Consider the following 15,803-nt stretch of genomic DNA (forward strand, 5'->3'; position numbering starts at 1 on the left):
GCTGGCCGGGAGCCCGCCATGAACGCATTGAACGCAGCCGTTCGATTCCTCTTGCTGGTGCTGATCCTGGCTGTGTTGACCGGTATCGGCACCATACTCAAGAACCGCCCGCCGCTGATGGATGAACCCGGCCCGTTCGCACGTGCCGGCATCTACCTCACCACCAACAGTGTCGAGACGCGCAGCAACGCCATCCGCCCGGAACTGCGCCCGCGCATCTACGACGCCTCGCCGGCGGACGCCTGGGAGGCGGCCCAGGCGGTCATGGAGGATCTGGGCTGGGATGTCATCCACGTGAGCGAGGAGAACCACTCCATCCAGGCCGTGGCCATCACCCCGCTGCTGCGCATGCAGGATGACGTATACGTCCGGCTTCACCCAGTGGATTCGGATTTCAGCACCCTTTATTTCCACAGCCGCTCACGACTCGGACGCGCCGATTTCGCGGCCAACACCCGCCACTTCCTGAATTTCCGCAACGGGCTGGAACGGCGGCTGCTTGAGGCGCGACTCAGCGAACGGTAACGGTGCGCACCACGAGGCCGCCGGGCTCGATGGTCACCGCTCCCGGTTGCACGGCCTCGTCCCTGCCGCCGCGCCGGCTGATGCGGAACTCCGGCTCGTACTCGCCGGCGGGCAGATCGAGCCGTGCCATCCAGAGGCTGTCGGGCAGCGTTCGCCACAGGCGCGTGTCCGCCTGCTCGAAAAGAAACCCGACAAGATTCACGAGCACACCCAGGCCCGCATGCTCGTCGCGGGCCTGGGCCGAGACCTGGTGGCGCACCACGTTGCGGCTGAGCGCCCGCGCCGTGAGCAGGGGGATGCGGGCATCAAGCCAGCGGTCCACCGAGGCGTGCACGGATTCCACCCGCTCGCCGTCCGCCTGCCTGTCGTCCGCGGTGATGCGCAAAGCCGTGGTGGGATCCCCCTGGCGGCGAACGGAGGGCAGTGAAATGCGGTAGAGCTGGCCGGTGCGCGGGTCCTGAGTGGCAACCGTTCCCTCGACCAGACGCGGCCCAAGGCCACTCTGCACGATCAGCAGCAGCCGCCCGGTATCGGGCGCAACGGGCCGCCACGAGGTGATGCCAAAGGTTTCCGCCCAGCGGTCGCGCTCGTCGGGCAGGCCGAGGGCATCAAGCAGCCGCAGCAGGCTCACCTGCAGGTCCCGCGGGACGGGCTGGTTCAGCGCCTGGTAGCGCTGGGCTGCCCGGCGGTAGGCAATCAACGCATCGCTGCGATCCCCGCTGCCTTCAAAGACGATGCCACTGAGATAGCGGGCAAAGGCGTCACCGCCATGAGGTGCGGCGCCGTCCACGGGGTCGACCCGGCGGAGGCCCAGATCCACCTGCAGCGCTTCCACCCTGGCGGCCTGCACATCGCCCAGTTCCAGAAAATTCAGCATCTGCATCACGTGCAGCAGCAGACGCTCGTGGACGCTGGCCTGGTAGGTATCGGCGGTCTCCGCCACCGCCCAGTCGGTTACCGTCTCGCTGAGGCTGATCGGCTCGAGCTGACCCAGAAGGGTCTTTGCCTGCTCGAACTCATCGACGCTGCCTTGCAGATCGCCGTCGAAGCGCAGCAGCATGCCCCGCTCCAGCCGGTACAGCGCCTGGTTCCGGCGGCTGTCGAGTCGCTCGGCGGCTTCCAGCGCGCCGGCGGTATCGTTGGCCCGGAGACGGTCCTCGATCCGGTCCTGGGGCTGGGACACGGCACATGCCGCCAGCCCGAGCACGGGCAGCAGGAGCAGCACGCTGAGCAGCCGGCCACCCATCCCGGGCGGCCCGTCAGGAGCGGAACAGCCCGCGGCGGATCACCTTGCGGATTTCCTTCTGTCCGACCCAGACGCGGGTGTTGTCGGAAAGGCTGGTGAGCGCCAGATTCACCTGGTAGTACGCCACCTCCGTACGCCCCTCCACATCGCGGATGGTGTTGATGGTGCCGGTGAGCATGTAATCGGCGCCCAGCTCCATCCCGGCCGGGTTACGGGTGTCTTCCCGGGCGTGCAGGCCCTGATCCTCGCGCTCCTGCCGGATGGCCTCCCGCTCGCCGCGGTCGGCCACGAAGGTGATGCGCCCGGAATTGATCAGCTCCCGCTCGATGTCGCGGATGAACGCGTTGGTGCTGATGTGTTCGTCGCTCAGGTTGCGGATTTCGCCGACAATCACCGTGGGTTCATCGGCGCTGTTGTTGATGTGGCGTTCCAGCCAGGGCCGGTCGAGCATGTCGCCGACCATCTCTTCGGAGACCAGCTTGGAGTCCCGGTCGTTCCAGCGCCCGGTGAGGTCCTCGGTTTCGCCCTCACCGACGCGGTCCACCTGCGTGGCACAGCCTGCAAGCAGCACCAGCATTGCCCATGCCACACCCAGCATGCGTAACTGTCTCATCATCATCCCCTGACTCCACCGAGGCCACAGCGCCCCGTCGGGTTTATTCTGCTCCCATCATCATCGCCGGGAAAGGGTGTTACCCGGGAACCGGGCGGTTCGAGGGATGAATGGTGGACCTGAAGGTCCACCCTACGCGACAGGCCGCCGCATTCCGCCGCATTCCGCCGCATTCCGCCGTGTTCCGCCGTGTTCCGACACATCCCGCCATGTGCCATGTGCCATTGTCGTAGGGTGGACCTTCAGGTCCACCAATAAACACGCCCCCACCATCAAAAAAGCCCGACCGGCTTGCGCCGATCGGGCTTTGGACATACATCAGACGTCGTGGTTCAGAGTTCGCCGGTCACCCAGTAGTCGATGTAACCGGACTGCTCGTCGATGAACTTCTCCACGGCTTCCTCGTAGGAGTTGTCCTGGGCGTACGCCATGTAGTCCTGGAGCATCTCCAGCGGGATGAACATCCGGGCCAGTACGTCGGCCGCATCCGGATGGTCCTCATGGAAGCCGTTGCGGGTCAGGGCGTGGATACGCTCCGCACCGCCCAGGCTCCCCTCGGGATCTTCCAGATACCGCAGATCGTAGGCACCGAACTTCCAGTGCGGGCTCCAGCCCGTGACCACGATCCACTCATCACGGCTGATGGCCCGGTCCAGTGCGGCGGTCATGCCGGCACCGCTGGAGAACTGCAGGTTATAGTCATCCAGGGCGTAGTCTTCCATCGCCTGTTCGGAGAGGTTGGACAGGCCGGCGCCCGGATCGATACCGGTGATCTCGCCGCCCAGACGCTCGCGAACCTCGTCGTTCTTCAGGTCTTCGATGGAGCTCAGCTCATCTTCCGGGATGTAGTCCGGCACCACCCAGCCCAGGCGGGCGCGGGTGTAGAGCGGGCCGAGGTCGGTGTAGTCACCGGCGATCCCGTCCAGATAATCACCGTGCGTACCGGGCTGCCAGGACATGAGCATGGCGTCGATGTCGCCACCGGCAATGCCCTGGTACTGCGGGGCGATGTCGGTCTGCGTCAGGTTCACGTCATACCCTGCGCGGTCCTCGAGGATTTCCGCAGCGAGCTTCGTGATGAACTCGGCATCGGACCACGCCGTCCAGCCGATGGTGATTTCGTCCGCCGAGGCGGAGGTCCCCGCCACGGCCGCACCCAGCACCATGGAAGTCAGAGCACGACTCGTCATTTTTAACATGCGTTTACTCCTTGATTGCCCTCGATTGCACCGGACGGAGAGCGCCCGGTTCTCGACACGTCTCCAGCGAACCCCAGAGGTCCGAGAAGCCGGGGTGGCCGGACGGGTTCCGACGCTCACCCCGGACGTGCCTTGAGGCGTACAGGAAGGCCCGGACGAGCCGAGCCTTCCATGCCTGACAGGGAGTATAACGAAATCAGCCGTTTTGTTGTTCCCTGCCAAACATCCGCCGCAGGAAATCCAGCGGTGAACTCCGGCGCGCACCGTAGGCCGGCGCGAAACTCTGGGTGATCCGGTCCAGCAGAATGGCGAGAATCACCACGCCGAGACCGCCCTCGAAACCGAGGCCCACGTTCAGGCGCTGGATGCCTGTGAGCACCACGTTACCCAGGCCGCCGGCACCGATCATGGAGGCGATCACCACCATGGACAGCGACAGCATGATGGTCTGGTTGATACCGGCCATGATGTTGGGCAGTGCCAGGGGCAACTGCACCTTGAACAGCAGCTGCCGATCAGTGCAGCCGAATGCCTGGCCGGCCTCGACGTTCTCGGAACTCACCTGACGGATGCCCAGGTTGGTCAGGCGCACCGCCGGTGGCATGGCGAACACCACCGTGGCGATGGTGCCCGGCACCTTGCCCAGGCCGAAGAAGATCACCGCCGGGATCAGGTACACGAATGGCGGCATGGTCTGCATGAAGTCCAGCACCGGGCGGACCACCTGCTCGACGATGTCGTTGCGCGCCATGGCAATACCGATGGGCAGCCCGATCAACAAAGCCACCACACTGGCTGCGAGCACCAGCGCCAGGGTGGACATGGTGGGCTCCCAGAGGTCCATGACACCGATCAGCAACAGCGCCACGATGGCGAAGATACCGAATTTCCACCCGACCCGCGTGAACGCCAGCACCGCGATCAGCAGGATGAACACCTCCGCCGGAATCCAGAGAAGAAAGTTCTCGAAGTTGTTGGTGAAGAAGGCGACAACCATGGCGAACGCATCGAGGCCGCCCTCAAGGTTGTCACGCACCCAATCCACACCGGTCTCCACGTACCGGCCAATCGGGATCTCTACGTCATCCAGGAAAAAAGCCATGAGTTACCCTGCCTTGTTGAGCGTCTGCAACAGCGCGGTCTTGGAGATGGAGCCGACGTAGCGGCCCTCTCCATCCACCACCGGCACGGGCCAGCGCGAGTCCGCGACCAGGCCCAGCACCTCGTTCAGCGGCTTGTCCACGGGCACCGACTGCACCCCTTCTTCGAACGCCGCGGACCAACGGTCTTCACCGCCGGAGTCCTTGGCCCGGTTCAGGCCCTCGGCGCTGACAATGCCCTGGAATGCGCGGTTGCGGTCCACCACGATGCCGAACTCGCGGTCATGCTCCCGCAGCCGTGCCAGTGCGGCCGACACATCCACCCCAGGGCGCTGGATCACGGTGACCTGCTTGTTGGTGGCGATATCGCCGGCCGCGAAAACCTGACTGACGTCAACGCCGTAGAAGAACGACTTCACGTATTCGTCCGCGGGGTTGCTGACGATCTCTTCCGGCGTCCCCACCTGCACCACGCGGCCACCCTCCATCATGGCGATGCGGTCGCCGATGCGCATGGCCTCGTCCAGGTCGTGGGAGATGAACACCACCGTGCGCTGATCGCGCTGCTGCAGCTCGATGAGTTCGTCCTGCATCTCGGTGCGGATCAGCGGGTCCAGTGCCGAGAACGCTTCGTCCATCAGCAGGATGCCCGGATCCGTGGCCAGCGCACGGGCAAGCCCCACACGCTGTTTCATGCCGCCGGAGAGTTCATGGGGATAGCTGTTGAGCCAGGCACCCAGCCCGACCGATTCCAGCGCCCCCTTCGCCCGTTCGCGGCGCTTCTCCCGGGGGACACCCGACGCCTCCAGGCCGAACGCCGCGTTATCGATCACGGTCTTGTGCGGCATCAGCGCGAACGACTGGAACACCATGCTCATGTCGTTGCGGCGCATGTCGATGAGCTCTTTCTTGCTCATGCGGGTGATGTCGCGCCCGTCGATCTTCACCGAACCGGAGGTCGGCTCGATCAGGCGGTTGAGCATGCGCACCAGTGTGGACTTCCCGGAGCCGGACAGCCCCATGACGACGAAGATCTCGCCCGGGCGGATGGCGAAGTTGGCATCCTGGACCCCGACGGTGTTGCCGGTTTTCGCGAGGATGTCGTCCTTGTGCCACCCTTCCTCGACCAGGCGCATGGCTTCCTTCGGTTTGGGGCCGAAGATCTTGTAGAGATTCTCAACGACGAGTTTGTACTCTTCAGACATGAATCTGCCCATGGATGAGGCCTCCACGCGGCAGAGCGCACCCGGGAGGTGTGACGCCACACCTCGATTGCCACTCCACGCATGTCGGCTGTTCTCATTGGCCTGCGGATCGACTGCCGGGTCGTCCGAGGCCCCGTTTCAACAGGAACTTTAAGAGGGCCCGGCCGTGTCCGCAAACCCTGACGTCAGCGCTTGCGGACCTGACCGGCAACCCGGCCGATCAGAAATCGGCTTCTCGGTTTTTGTTTGATCGTTCAATTAATACTTACGCAGTCTACCCTCTCCCCCGGCCATTTCCAAACCCAAGGCTTGCGAATGCGAACGATTCTCATTGACGGTCACATTCACGTTTCGTAAGGTACCCCGAAATCGAGATCAAAAAACCGAAACACCGCAAACAACAATCCGGAGGGCACATCCATGATCCCGCTTCGACGCAGCCACGCCATCGCCGGTGTCACCGCGCTTGGCCTGGCCGCCGCAGCCGGCGCCACCGCCGACGACGGTAACCGCTCCCCCACCCTGCTCGACCGCATCAGCATCACCGGCGACCCGGACCGGATTCAGGATGTTCCCGGCTCCGCCCAGCAACTCGACCGCGACGAACTGGACCGTCACAGCTACAGCGACCCGCACCGCATCCTGCGCGCCATCCCGGGCGTGAACATTGCCGAGGAAGAGGGCTACGGCCAGTTCCCGCACATCAGCATGCGCGGCACACCGCCGGAGCGGAACAACCGGGTGACGGTCATGGAGGACGGCGTGCTTGTTGCCCCGGCGCCCTACTCCGCCCCGGCAGCCTACTATTTCCCACCCATGGCCCGGATGGACCGGGTGGAAGTGCAGAAAGGGGCTAGTGCCATCCGCCACGGACCGTACACCACCGGTGGCGCGCTGAACATGCTCTCCACCCCTATCCCCGACGACACCAGCGGCAAGGCGGATGTGCTGTTTGGCTCGAACAACGGCCGCCGCGTGCACGCCAACGTCGGCGGAACGGAGGACCTGCCCGAGGGTGCGGGACAGTTCGGCTGGCTGATCGAGGGGTTCACGGAGCAATCCGACGGCTTCAAGAACCTGGACAACCCTGCTTCCGGCCCAAACCAGCCGGAGCCGAACACGGGCCTGGACCGGCGCAACATCATGACCAAGCTGCGCTGGAACACCGACCCGACGGCCGCCATCTACCAGGAAGTGGAATTCAAGTACGCCCGTGACGACCGCACCATCAACGACACCTATCTGGGGCTGACCGAGAGCGACTATCGGGATGACCCGTACCGGCGCTACCACGGCTCGCAGAAGGACGAGATCAACACCGAGAACGAGCTGTTCCAGCTGCGGCACTACCTCAACCCGACCCCGAACACCGACCTCACCACCACTATCTACCGCACGGACACGGTGCGGAACTGGTACAAGCTGCATGAAGTGGCACCAGAGGGGGCAGACTTTGATGATCCGGACTCATTCACCGGCATAACGGACATTCTTGACAATCCTGGTGGCTTCGCCAGTGAATTCGCCTGGATTCAGGGTAACGATAACGATGCCCGTGGCGCCGTCCGCGCCAACAACCGCGAGTACTACGCCCAGGGCATCGACTTCACCGGTGGCTACTGGTTCGATCTCGGTGGCTGGGATCATGAACTGGAGGTCGGCCTCCGTTTCCATCAAGACGAAGAAGACCGCTTCCAGTGGCAGGACCAGTACGAAATGGGCCCTGAAGGCGATATGTACCAGGTGGAACGCGGTACTCCCGGCGAAACCACCAACCGCCTGACCGAAGCCGACGCCATCGCCACCTACGTCCAGAACACCATGCGCCAGGGGCCGTGGCAGATTCAAACCGGCCTGCGGTACGAAGACATCGAGATCCGTCGCCGGGACTGGGACGACGAGAACAGAGGCAGCCCGGACGACGACCGCACTGCCAACTACCGCGTGTGGATTCCCGGGATCGGCGCGACCTACGCCATCGACGCCAACTGGAGCGTGCTGGCCGGCGTGCACCGCGGCTTTGCGCCCGGCGGAACCGACCCCGACGCCCGCGAAGAGCGAAGCACCAACTACGAGGCGGGTTTCCGCTTCAGCAGTGCCAACACCCGCGCGGAAGTCATCGGCTTCTTCAACGACTACAGCAACATCAACATCGAGTGCACCGCCGTGGGCAGCGGCTGTGGTGAAGCCGACATCGGCGACAACGTCTCCGCCGGCGAAGTTGAGATCTACGGGCTGGAAGCCTTGGTCATGCACGACCTGGGGCGGTCTCAGGGATGGGACTACGCGGTTCCTCTCAGTCTGGGCTACACCCTGACCCAGAGTCGGTTCGCCCAATCGATTGGTGACAGCGCCCCGAACCAGTGGGCCAACGCGGAGAAAGGCGACTCGCTGCCGGAAATCCCGGAGCACCAGATCAATGCCAGTGCGGGCATCGGTCAGGAAGACTGGCGCGTCACCCTCAACGCCAACTACGTCACCTCGGTGAATGCCCGGGCCGACCCGCAGTTCAGCGGCCAGGAGATCGATTCCCGACTGCTCATGGACGTCTCCGGCGAGTACCGGGTGCACCCCAACGCACGGCTGTTCGCCGCCGTCGAGAACCTCACGGACAAGGAGTACATCGCGCACTACCGCCCGGCCGGCGTACGGCCCGGGAAATCCCGTGAAGTCTGGGCCGGGGTGAAAATGGAGTTCTGACCGCGCACCGCTTTGAAACTGTCGTTACCTCGTGGGCACTGCCCTTTCAGCCGTATCCGGGATGGATGCGGCTGTTTTCTTTGGTGCATGGAACACGGGTCATCAGACACGGTGGACCTGAAGGTCCACCCTACGCCTGCACTCGCCCCGAGGCCTCCACGCCTCCTGCCAAAATCACGCCCGCCGCTGTTCATCCTCGGGCCGGCCGGCTTCCTCGTCCGTGTCGGCGTGGTCGCGAGGCGGCTGCACGTCCTCCGGCGTCGGCGTGTCGTCATGCTCGGCCGCGGGCTCTGCTGCGGCGTCCGCGTCCGGCCGGCGTGCCTTGTCCGCCTGCCTTTCTTCCGGCTCCGGCGCCTCATCCTGCTCCGCCGTCTGCTCCGGCTCTGCCCTGGCGTGCTCCTCAGCGGGTTCCGCCGCGGCGTCGGCACCGGACGCTTCGTTTGAGGCTGCCGTCTGCGCCTTTTCGCTCTCCCCCTCGATGTCCTCCGGCCCCTGGAGCTGACGATCCTCCGGGCGGGTTTCCAGCAGGCCGGAGTTGGTGCCCGTGCCCAGGCGCTCGGAGCCCTCGGCCAGATGCTCGTAGAGCTGTCGGTAGGAGCCGGTCACGGTATTGAACAGGTGGGCCGTCTTCTCGAAATGCGTGCGCACATCCTCCCGGTAACGCTGCAGTTCGGCATTGGCCTCGTCGCGCTCCTGCTCCATCTCCCGGGCCTTCTCCACGCCCGGTGCGGTGTAGCGGCCCAACCAGATGCCGCCCACGAGGCAAATCAGCACAACGATGATCCAGATTGCCGTGGTCATAAACCCGTCCTCTATTGATTACCCGATACCATGACGACACTCCATGGCCCCAACTGTTCAGTACAGCACGACTATACGGCAATGCCACCCGACCGCTCATCCGTAACTGCGCAGCAACACCCCTTCACACACTGCCGCGGATCGGACATGATCGAGGCGTCCCCGGGCACCCGCCCGGCACCACCCGATCCGGAGAGCGCAGAATGGATGAGTCCGTCCACAGGGCCATGGCCCGCTGGCCCGACGTGCCCGCCGTCTACGGCTACATCGGCGTCAACCACCGTGGCGACTTCCTGCTGCAGGGACATGTGGTCACCCACGAACGCACCCGCGAGTTCATCCATCGCAACTACGGGCTGGACGACCAGGGCCGCGCCTTTTTCCAGAACGGCCCCCAGCGCGCCTACGCGGATCTTGAGGCCACCCCCTGGATCTACCGCCTGATGGACGACGGCCAGCTCCGCACCCACACCGAGCAGCCCGTGACCGCCCTGCGGGAAGCCGGCATGACCGCCAGTGGCGACGTGGTGATAGTCACCGAGCACGGCCCGGGGCTGCTCCACGCCCAGGACCTGGACCAACTGGCCGACCACCTGCAAAGCGACATGCAGCCGCTGGACGACGCCCTCGCCGCCCTTGTGGCCGGCTCCGGTGCCGAAGTCACCCTCCTGCTCCCGGCCGGCCGCGTCCCGCTGCACCGGCTGGGCGACGCTCCCCTGCCGTCGCGCTTCGGCTACACCCCGCAGCCGCAGCCGGACCCGAACGACCCCCGCAGCGCCGTCTCCACCCACCGCCCTGCATGGCGGCCCACCACGGATACTGAGTGACGTACAACATTTCAGCGTTACGAAAACAACCTGCCTGAATCCGCCGGAGACGCGCTTATGACGGGGCTTGTCACGCCTTTGTCACGCGCGTATTGTTGCGCTTGTTGCGACCGCACAACGGGATGTTGCTTTCACCCCCTTGCATCCCGTGTGAGCACGCTACACTAAGGGACTAGATGGCAACGGGTGTAACTTTCCCGCGACAGGGCACCCACTTAAGTGCGTCTCTTGATGACTCATCACAGGAGTAAGAAGAATGGCAACACGTACAATGAAGGCAACTGCTGCCGCATCCATGTCCGCCCTGGCGCTGGCGGCTCTTTCCACCACGGCTCAGGCCGATGACGGCCCGGAACTCTACGGCATCATCGATATCGGCCTCGAATCCTATAACTCCGACCTTGACGACGGCGCTCCGGACGTTTTCCAGGGTAACCTGTCGCCGACCGGGAATTCGGACGATAAGGATTTCGCGTTGGTCAACCTGCTTACATCACGCCTTGGTGTGCGCGGCAGTGAAGAGATTAACGAAAATCTTACGGCTTCTTACAACTATGAGCTTCAGGCAGACGTTCTGAATCTTGGCAGCAACGCGACATCCACCCGCCTCGGATGGGCTGCGCTTGAAGGCGACTGGGGCCAAGTGAAGATCGGGACGCAGTGGAGCCCGCTGTTCAACTATGCGGCGTGGAACACCAACCGTATGGATACCCACGGTTTCGGTAGCTACTACTACACCACCAGCCTTTTGGGCGACGCTCAGTTCGGCTTCCAGCAGTCCAGCACGGTGAGCTACAACTGGGGAAGCCCCTACGATTACACCCAGCCGTTCGCTTTCAGTGTTGCAGTTGGCGTCGGTCAGGGTGAGTCTGGGGAGTTTGATACTGGCGACACCGAGTTCGTAATAAACCCAGAAACCGGCGCTATTGAAGAAGAGCCTGTAACCGCGACTGAAGACAACAATAGCGGTATCAGCTCGGTTCAGTTGGCCGGTCAGTATGCGTTCGACGAGCGGCTGATGTTTAACGCTGTCTACTACCAAGACATCCGGGACTACAACAATGCGGAAGAGTTTGAAGTTTCTCTCTTCAACATCGGTGCGCGTTGGGTTGTAACCCCTGCGCTTGAGGTTGGTGTCAACTACACGCTGGTCGACCGTGACACTGATGACGACGAGAACCGGGAAGCATTCGCCATTGCCGGTTTCTATGACTTCGGTCAGGGCTGGGAAGCCTCTCTCGGTGTGGCAACGGGTTCGGATGATCTCGATGAAGACACGAACGTCGAAGGCCGCGATATCGACCTGAACCTCTATGGTGACGTTCGGTATTCCTTCTCCGACCGGACCAACGTCCGGTTCGAGTACGAGTACATCGACTACGATGGAGACGCGGTCGACGACAACGACGACTTCGTCGCTCTGATCGGTATCCAGCATCACTTCTAAGTTGAACTGATCAGCACCATCCAGAAACGGGCGCCCTCGGGCGCCCGTTTTCTTTTGTAGGAGGGACTTCAGTCCCGACCTGCTCTCACTACATCCTTTCTGGTTTCGGCGCTGAAGCGCCTCCCACTCCACACCCGGTGCTCTTCTCCTGCTGCGGCCCGATCACCTCCGCATCCCCTGCTTGCCCCACCCCATCGACTGCCCTACTCTGAATGCCAACATCTTCGAGACAGGATTCTTTCCCAATGCCGCTCGCCTACTGGTGCATTCTCATCGCCGCCTTTCTCCCCGTTGTCTTCGCCGGTATCGCCAAGGCCGGTGGATCCCGGTTCAACAATCGCCGGCCGCGGGAGTGGCTGGCGTCCCAGGCGGGATGGCGGCAGCGGGCGAACTGGGCGCAGCAGAACGGCTTCGAGGCCTTTCCGCCCTTTGCGGCAGCGGTGCTCACGGCGCAGCAGCTCGACGCCGGTCAGGGCGTGGTGAACGCCCTGGCGCTGGCCTTTGTGCTGTTGCGAGTGCTCTACGGTGCCCTCTACATCGCCGATCGCCACCTGCTGCGCAGCCTCGCCTGGCTGGGGGCGACCGGCTGCACGGTGGCACTGTTCGTGGTGGCAGCGTTCTGAGCCGGACCGCTTGGTCCGGCGCCATGGCCGCCGTATACTCGTTCGGGCGCGAGGAGGCGATTGATAACAATGAAAAAATACACGCTGTTACTGCTACTGGCCGCAATGCTTCTGCCGGCCGCGGCACATGCGGTAGACGACTCGGAAGCCCTGCTGGAGGAAGCGCAGGCTCTGCGTTCCGACGGCGAACTCGACGGCGCCGCCGCCCTGCTGGAAGACGCCCTGGAACAGTTGAATCCGAACGACCCTTTCTACCAGAGCCTGCGCCTGGAGCGTCATTTTCACCTGCCCATGGCCCGCATCCGCGCACAGCTCGCCGAAGATGACGTGGCCGGGGCACGGCAGACGCATACGGAAGTCCGCCGCTTTCTGCGGGGCCATCCCCAGCGCAGTCGGTTCATGAGCGACGTGGACCGCTACGATCTGGTCATCCGCGCCCGCGAACGGTGATGGGCAACTCCGGTGCGCCACCCGTTGAAGAGCAGGCCGTGGAGGAGCGGTTCGTCCGCGCCTCCGGGCCGGGCGGACAGCATGTGAACACCACAGAGTCCCGCGTCCAGCTCCGCTATCACCTGAGCCGCACAACGGCGCTGACGGAGCGCGTGCTTTACCGGTTGCGACAACTGGCCGGCCGGCGGCTCACTGGCGACGATGTGCTGATCCTGGAAGAGGACAGCTCCCGGCACCGCGAGACCAACCGGCGCATGGCCCGGGAGCGGCTCGCGAAGCTGCTGGCAGAGGCGGCCCGCCCGCCGGCACCACCCCGTCGCCCGACCCGGCCGAGCAGGAACGCCCGGAAGAAGCGCATGGACAGCAAGACCCAGCGCGGCCGGCGCAAGAGCCTGCGCAAGCCACCGAAACCGGAGTAGCGTCAGTCGGCTGCTACCGGCTTGAAGATGCGCTCCAGCAGGTCGGGATCGTCGAAGTGCCGCCGCCCCACGAACGCCGTGGCGTGGCGGTGCGACTGGCGCATGGCGCCGGGTTCGGGCACGCCCGCCACCCAGAAGAACCACCGCTCCCGCCGCTCCGTCCCGGGCACCAGGCCGTCGGGCTGGAACAGGCTGCGCCGTGTGCCATCAGACTGCGGCAGGCTGCGGAGGCGATCGTAATCCTGCGTGGCGTAGCTGTCCGCGCTACTGGGCTGAGGTGCGGCGAATGCAAGGGACTGCACGTAGTGGGTGCCATCTTCGAGACGCAGGTGCAGCCGCTCCCCCGCATCCGGCAGCCCGGGCCCCGGGAGGACGAGCGGTGGCTCGGCGTAATCGGGCCGTGCGCGGGCCAACAGCCCCTGCACCGGGTAGTACTGGTGGTAACAGCCGCAGTTGTGCATGGTCTCCGCCAGCAGCAGCTCGCCTGTGGGCGCCAGGGTCAACCGGAGAGTCAGGCCATCCAGCGCGCCGCCCAGCAGATCGAACCAGTGATCCACCGGACGCTCGGTGAACCACCACGTGTAGTTCAGCTGCACGTGGGTCGCCCCGGCAAAGCGCGTGCTCGATACCAACGTGTAAACCACGGGCCGGCTGGTATCCACGACAGGTTGCCCGTCGGCGTCCTGGCCCGGCGCCCCGATCCGGTTGTGGGGTGCCTCCCCCTCCGTTTCGATGACCGGTGCGTACGCGTCAAACAGGCGCTGCCAGTCGCGTGCCGACAACCGAGGCCGGCCCAGGACGTCCCGTTCCGCGTCCGCCAGGAGAGCGGTGGCCTGATCCAGCGCCACTGCCGCGTCCCCTGCTGGCGCGTAACGATAGGCGGGTTCGTCGCCGGGCCGCGCGCTCTCGAACGTGTCGCGCACGCCCCGCTGCCAGGCGCCAACGCCCGCACGGATAAACCAGCGGGTGACCGGGTAGACCCCGGCGGCCCGGTGCCAGGTGATGTACTCGTCGGGCACGGTGAGCGCATCGCGTGCGCCACGCCACGCTGCCGGATCGTCATCCAGGCGGTCCAGTGCCCGCAGCGTATCCCCACAGTCAGCCACGGCCTGCCACGGGTTGTCCATGCCCGGCGGCAGCCCGATGCCCTGCAGGGCAGCCCCGCCGAGGTTGATCAGCTCCAGGGCTCTGGCGTCGCGATCGGTCTGCTGGGCGGTGTCCAGCCATGCGGCACGTACGGCGGGATCGTCGAGATCATCATGGAATGCGTGCAGAAAACGGGTACCGCGGAGGTAGGGATAGGCCTCGGCGGGGGCGCCGATGCCGTCGCGCACGCCGGCTTCGGTGACGGCGCGGTCGAGATTGGCGAAGAACACCCGACACGCACCGCCCGGCGTATCGGGGTCGGGAGCGGGCGGCGGGCCGACTGCTGCACACCCGCCGAGCACCAGCGCCAGTATGGCGGACAGCGCCGCCCACCGCCCGTGGTGCCCGAAAACGCCGGCACAGGCGTTATAGTGTGCAGCTCCACCGCGACGGCCCGAAGGAGGCAACATGAGCAAGCTCCCGCATCTGAATGAAACCGGTGAAGTCCATATCGTCAACGTGGGCGAGAAGGACAGCACCCGGCGCGTGGCCGTTGCCGAGGGGCGGATTCACATGGAAGCCGACACCCTGGCCGCCATCCGTGAGCAGCGGATCAAGAAAGGCGATGTGCTGGCGGTGGCCCGGGTTGCGGGGCTGATGGCGTCCAAGAAGACCTGGGAGACCGTACCGCTGTGCCACCCGATCCAGCTTACCCATGCGGAGGTCACGCTGGAACCACTGAATGACGGCAGCGGCATTCATTGCACAGCGCGTACGGAGACGGTGGAGCGCACCGGGGTGGAGATGGAGGCCCTGAACGCCGTGCAGGCGGCGCTCCTCACCGTGTACGACATGTGCAAGGGCATGGACCGGGGCATGACCATCGACGGCGTGCGCCTGATGGAAAAGAGCGGTGGGCGGTCAGGATCGTGGAAGCGGGAGGGCGAGCCGGGTCGCGACTGACGTCGCTCCTACGGGCCACGGCCATGCCTCGGGCCCGGTAGGGTGGACCTTCAGGTCCACCACCGCGGGACCAAATTCGTGTGACGGGCACGTTTACGGACGGTGGACCTGAAGGTCCACCCTACGTCTCTACGTCTACACCCTACGCCTCGAACAGCTCGTTCGTCTTGGCGGCGAAGATGAAGTCGTTCTCGTGCAGGCCGCCGATCTTGTGGGTCCAGATCTCGACCAGCGCGTAGCCATACCCGAAGGTGATGTCCGGGTGGTGGTCCTCGGCTTCCGCCAGCTCGCCCACACGGTCCACGAAGGCGTTGGCCTGGGCGAAGTTCTTGAACTTGAACCGGCGCTGCAGGCGGGTGGCCTCATGGGTCAACTCCCAGCCCGGCACCTGATCCATGAACCCTTCGGCCCGCTCGCGGGGCATGGGCTCGACTCCGCCCTGACACGGGGTGCACTTCTGTTCGGTGAGACTCATAGTCGCTCCTCGTTGCCGTGCAACGTTTCATGGGACCGGATTTACGTTACCCTGTAGCACAGGCTGTGGGCGGCCGGGGTTCGTTTCAAGGGGCGCGCATGGAACGCTGGCTTCCTGCCACCGC

At 64.7% G+C, this 15,803-nt stretch carries 16 protein-coding genes; 8 read left to right on the forward strand and 8 right to left on the reverse strand.

From position 1 onward, the window contains the following. Positions 1 to 18 precede the first annotated feature (18 nt). The gene (locus ACNSTU_RS03015) at positions 19 to 525 is read left to right on the forward strand and encodes a DUF1499 domain-containing protein (protein WP_290635837.1); all 507 of its coding nucleotides are present in this window, start codon (positions 19 to 21) and stop codon (positions 523 to 525) included. Here the strand turns inward: ACNSTU_RS03015 and ACNSTU_RS03020 are convergent. The 5 genes from ACNSTU_RS03020 to proV all read right to left on the reverse strand — a co-directional run bounded on the left by ACNSTU_RS03020 (position 512) and on the right by proV (position 5,900). Beyond that, positions 512 to 1,771 (reverse strand): hypothetical protein, encoded by a 1,260-nt coding sequence (locus ACNSTU_RS03020; RefSeq protein ID WP_418212071.1) that lies wholly within the window; start codon positions 1,769 to 1,771, stop codon positions 512 to 514. The genes ACNSTU_RS03015 and ACNSTU_RS03020 overlap by 14 nt on opposite strands. A 13-nt stretch (positions 1,772 to 1,784) precedes the next feature. After that, entirely contained in the window at positions 1,785 to 2,390 is a 606-nt protein-coding gene (locus ACNSTU_RS03025; protein WP_290635841.1) for a penicillin-binding protein activator LpoB, read from the reverse strand. Between the two features lie 326 nt (positions 2,391 to 2,716). After that, positions 2,717 to 3,583 carry a glycine betaine ABC transporter substrate-binding protein gene (locus ACNSTU_RS03030; protein ID WP_290635843.1) on the reverse strand — a complete coding sequence of 289 codons (867 nt, stop codon included), beginning with the start codon at positions 3,581 to 3,583 and terminating at the stop codon, positions 2,717 to 2,719. Positions 3,584 to 3,779: 196 nt separating this feature from the next. Beyond that, entirely contained in the window at positions 3,780 to 4,685 is a 906-nt protein-coding gene (locus tag ACNSTU_RS03035; protein ID WP_290637667.1) for an ABC transporter permease, read from the reverse strand. Positions 4,686 to 4,688: 3 nt separating this feature from the next. Continuing rightward, positions 4,689 to 5,900: a glycine betaine/L-proline ABC transporter ATP-binding protein ProV gene (gene proV / locus ACNSTU_RS03040; protein ID WP_418212072.1), complete on the reverse strand. Its 1,212-nt coding sequence runs from the start codon at positions 5,898 to 5,900 to the stop codon at positions 4,689 to 4,691. A 408-nt stretch (positions 5,901 to 6,308) separates the two neighbouring features. Here proV and ACNSTU_RS03045 point away from each other — a divergent pair, with 408 nt between their 5' ends. Beyond that, positions 6,309 to 8,588: a TonB-dependent receptor family protein gene (locus ACNSTU_RS03045; RefSeq protein ID WP_418212073.1), complete on the forward strand. Its 2,280-nt coding sequence runs from the start codon at positions 6,309 to 6,311 to the stop codon at positions 8,586 to 8,588. 174 nt (positions 8,589 to 8,762) lie between these two features. Here ACNSTU_RS03045 and ACNSTU_RS03050 read toward each other — a convergent pair whose 3' ends face one another. Then, positions 8,763 to 9,389, reverse strand: coding sequence for a YhcB family protein (locus tag ACNSTU_RS03050; RefSeq protein WP_418212074.1), 627 nt, complete (start codon positions 9,387 to 9,389; stop codon positions 8,763 to 8,765). 203 nt (positions 9,390 to 9,592) lie between these two features. Here ACNSTU_RS03050 and ACNSTU_RS03055 point away from each other — a divergent pair, with 203 nt between their 5' ends. The 5 genes from ACNSTU_RS03055 to arfB all read left to right on the forward strand — a co-directional run bounded on the left by ACNSTU_RS03055 (position 9,593) and on the right by arfB (position 13,155). After that, entirely contained in the window at positions 9,593 to 10,216 is a 624-nt protein-coding gene (locus ACNSTU_RS03055; RefSeq protein WP_418212075.1) for a DUF2946 family protein, read from the forward strand. 256 nt (positions 10,217 to 10,472) lie between these two features. Continuing rightward, the gene (locus ACNSTU_RS03060; protein WP_418212076.1) at positions 10,473 to 11,663 is read left to right on the forward strand and encodes a porin; all 1,191 of its coding nucleotides are present in this window, start codon (positions 10,473 to 10,475) and stop codon (positions 11,661 to 11,663) included. A gap of 245 nt (positions 11,664 to 11,908) precedes the next feature. Continuing rightward, positions 11,909 to 12,286, forward strand: a complete 378-nt coding sequence (locus ACNSTU_RS03065; protein ID WP_418212077.1) for an MAPEG family protein — start codon at positions 11,909 to 11,911, stop codon at positions 12,284 to 12,286. A 69-nt stretch (positions 12,287 to 12,355) separates the two neighbouring features. After that, entirely contained in the window at positions 12,356 to 12,736 is a 381-nt protein-coding gene (locus ACNSTU_RS03070; protein ID WP_418212078.1) for a hypothetical protein, read from the forward strand. Then, positions 12,736 to 13,155, forward strand: coding sequence for an alternative ribosome rescue aminoacyl-tRNA hydrolase ArfB (gene arfB, locus ACNSTU_RS03075; RefSeq protein ID WP_418212079.1), 420 nt, complete (start codon positions 12,736 to 12,738; stop codon positions 13,153 to 13,155). The genes ACNSTU_RS03070 and arfB overlap by 1 nt, the downstream gene beginning before the upstream one ends. Positions 13,156 to 13,157: 2 nt before the next feature. Here the strand turns inward: arfB and ACNSTU_RS03080 are convergent, their stop codons facing one another. Then, complete coding sequence (locus tag ACNSTU_RS03080) at positions 13,158 to 14,711, reverse strand: hypothetical protein (RefSeq protein ID WP_418212080.1); 1,554 nt, start codon at positions 14,709 to 14,711, stop codon at positions 13,158 to 13,160. Between ACNSTU_RS03080 and moaC the strand changes: the two genes are divergently transcribed. Further along, the gene (moaC, locus tag ACNSTU_RS03085; protein ID WP_418212081.1) at positions 14,710 to 15,204 is read left to right on the forward strand and encodes a cyclic pyranopterin monophosphate synthase MoaC; all 495 of its coding nucleotides are present in this window, start codon (positions 14,710 to 14,712) and stop codon (positions 15,202 to 15,204) included. The two genes, ACNSTU_RS03080 and moaC, sit on opposite strands and share 2 nt — an antisense overlap. Before the next feature lie 142 nt (positions 15,205 to 15,346). Here moaC and ACNSTU_RS03090 read toward each other — a convergent pair whose 3' ends face one another. Beyond that, the gene (locus ACNSTU_RS03090; protein ID WP_290637052.1) at positions 15,347 to 15,679 is read right to left on the reverse strand and encodes a 4a-hydroxytetrahydrobiopterin dehydratase; all 333 of its coding nucleotides are present in this window, start codon (positions 15,677 to 15,679) and stop codon (positions 15,347 to 15,349) included. Between the last annotated feature and the right edge of the window lie 124 nt (positions 15,680 to 15,803).

The sequence above is a fragment of the Aquisalimonas sp. APHAB1-3 genome, assembly GCF_048323695.1.
GTDB lineage: Bacteria > Pseudomonadota > Gammaproteobacteria > Nitrococcales > Aquisalimonadaceae > Aquisalimonas.

Excerpts from the sequence above, each read along its gene's own strand:
- ACNSTU_RS03015 (WP_290635837.1), top strand. The coding sequence starts at position 19 with ATGAACGCATTGAACGCAGCCGTTCGATTCCTCTTGCTGGTGCTGATC.
- ACNSTU_RS03020 (WP_418212071.1), bottom strand. The coding sequence starts at position 1,771 with ATGGGTGGCCGGCTGCTCAGCGTGCTGCTCCTGCTGCCCGTGCTCGGG.
- ACNSTU_RS03025 (WP_290635841.1), bottom strand. The coding sequence starts at position 2,390 with ATGATGATGAGACAGTTACGCATGCTGGGTGTGGCATGGGCAATGCTG.
- ACNSTU_RS03030 (WP_290635843.1), bottom strand. The coding sequence starts at position 3,583 with ATGTTAAAAATGACGAGTCGTGCTCTGACTTCCATGGTGCTGGGTGCG.
- ACNSTU_RS03035 (WP_290637667.1), bottom strand. The coding sequence starts at position 4,685 with ATGGCTTTTTTCCTGGATGACGTAGAGATCCCGATTGGCCGGTACGTG.
- proV (WP_418212072.1), bottom strand. The coding sequence starts at position 5,900 with ATGGGCAGATTCATGTCTGAAGAGTACAAACTCGTCGTTGAGAATCTC.
- ACNSTU_RS03045 (WP_418212073.1), top strand. The coding sequence starts at position 6,309 with ATGATCCCGCTTCGACGCAGCCACGCCATCGCCGGTGTCACCGCGCTT.
- ACNSTU_RS03050 (WP_418212074.1), bottom strand. The coding sequence starts at position 9,389 with ATGACCACGGCAATCTGGATCATCGTTGTGCTGATTTGCCTCGTGGGC.
- ACNSTU_RS03055 (WP_418212075.1), top strand. The coding sequence starts at position 9,593 with ATGGATGAGTCCGTCCACAGGGCCATGGCCCGCTGGCCCGACGTGCCC.
- ACNSTU_RS03060 (WP_418212076.1), top strand. The coding sequence starts at position 10,473 with ATGGCAACACGTACAATGAAGGCAACTGCTGCCGCATCCATGTCCGCC.
- ACNSTU_RS03065 (WP_418212077.1), top strand. The coding sequence starts at position 11,909 with ATGCCGCTCGCCTACTGGTGCATTCTCATCGCCGCCTTTCTCCCCGTT.
- ACNSTU_RS03070 (WP_418212078.1), top strand. The coding sequence starts at position 12,356 with ATGAAAAAATACACGCTGTTACTGCTACTGGCCGCAATGCTTCTGCCG.
- arfB (WP_418212079.1), top strand. The coding sequence starts at position 12,736 with ATGGGCAACTCCGGTGCGCCACCCGTTGAAGAGCAGGCCGTGGAGGAG.
- moaC (WP_418212081.1), top strand. The coding sequence starts at position 14,710 with ATGAGCAAGCTCCCGCATCTGAATGAAACCGGTGAAGTCCATATCGTC.
- ACNSTU_RS03080 (WP_418212080.1), bottom strand. The coding sequence starts at position 14,711 with ATGTTGCCTCCTTCGGGCCGTCGCGGTGGAGCTGCACACTATAACGCC.
- ACNSTU_RS03090 (WP_290637052.1), bottom strand. The coding sequence starts at position 15,679 with ATGAGTCTCACCGAACAGAAGTGCACCCCGTGTCAGGGCGGAGTCGAG.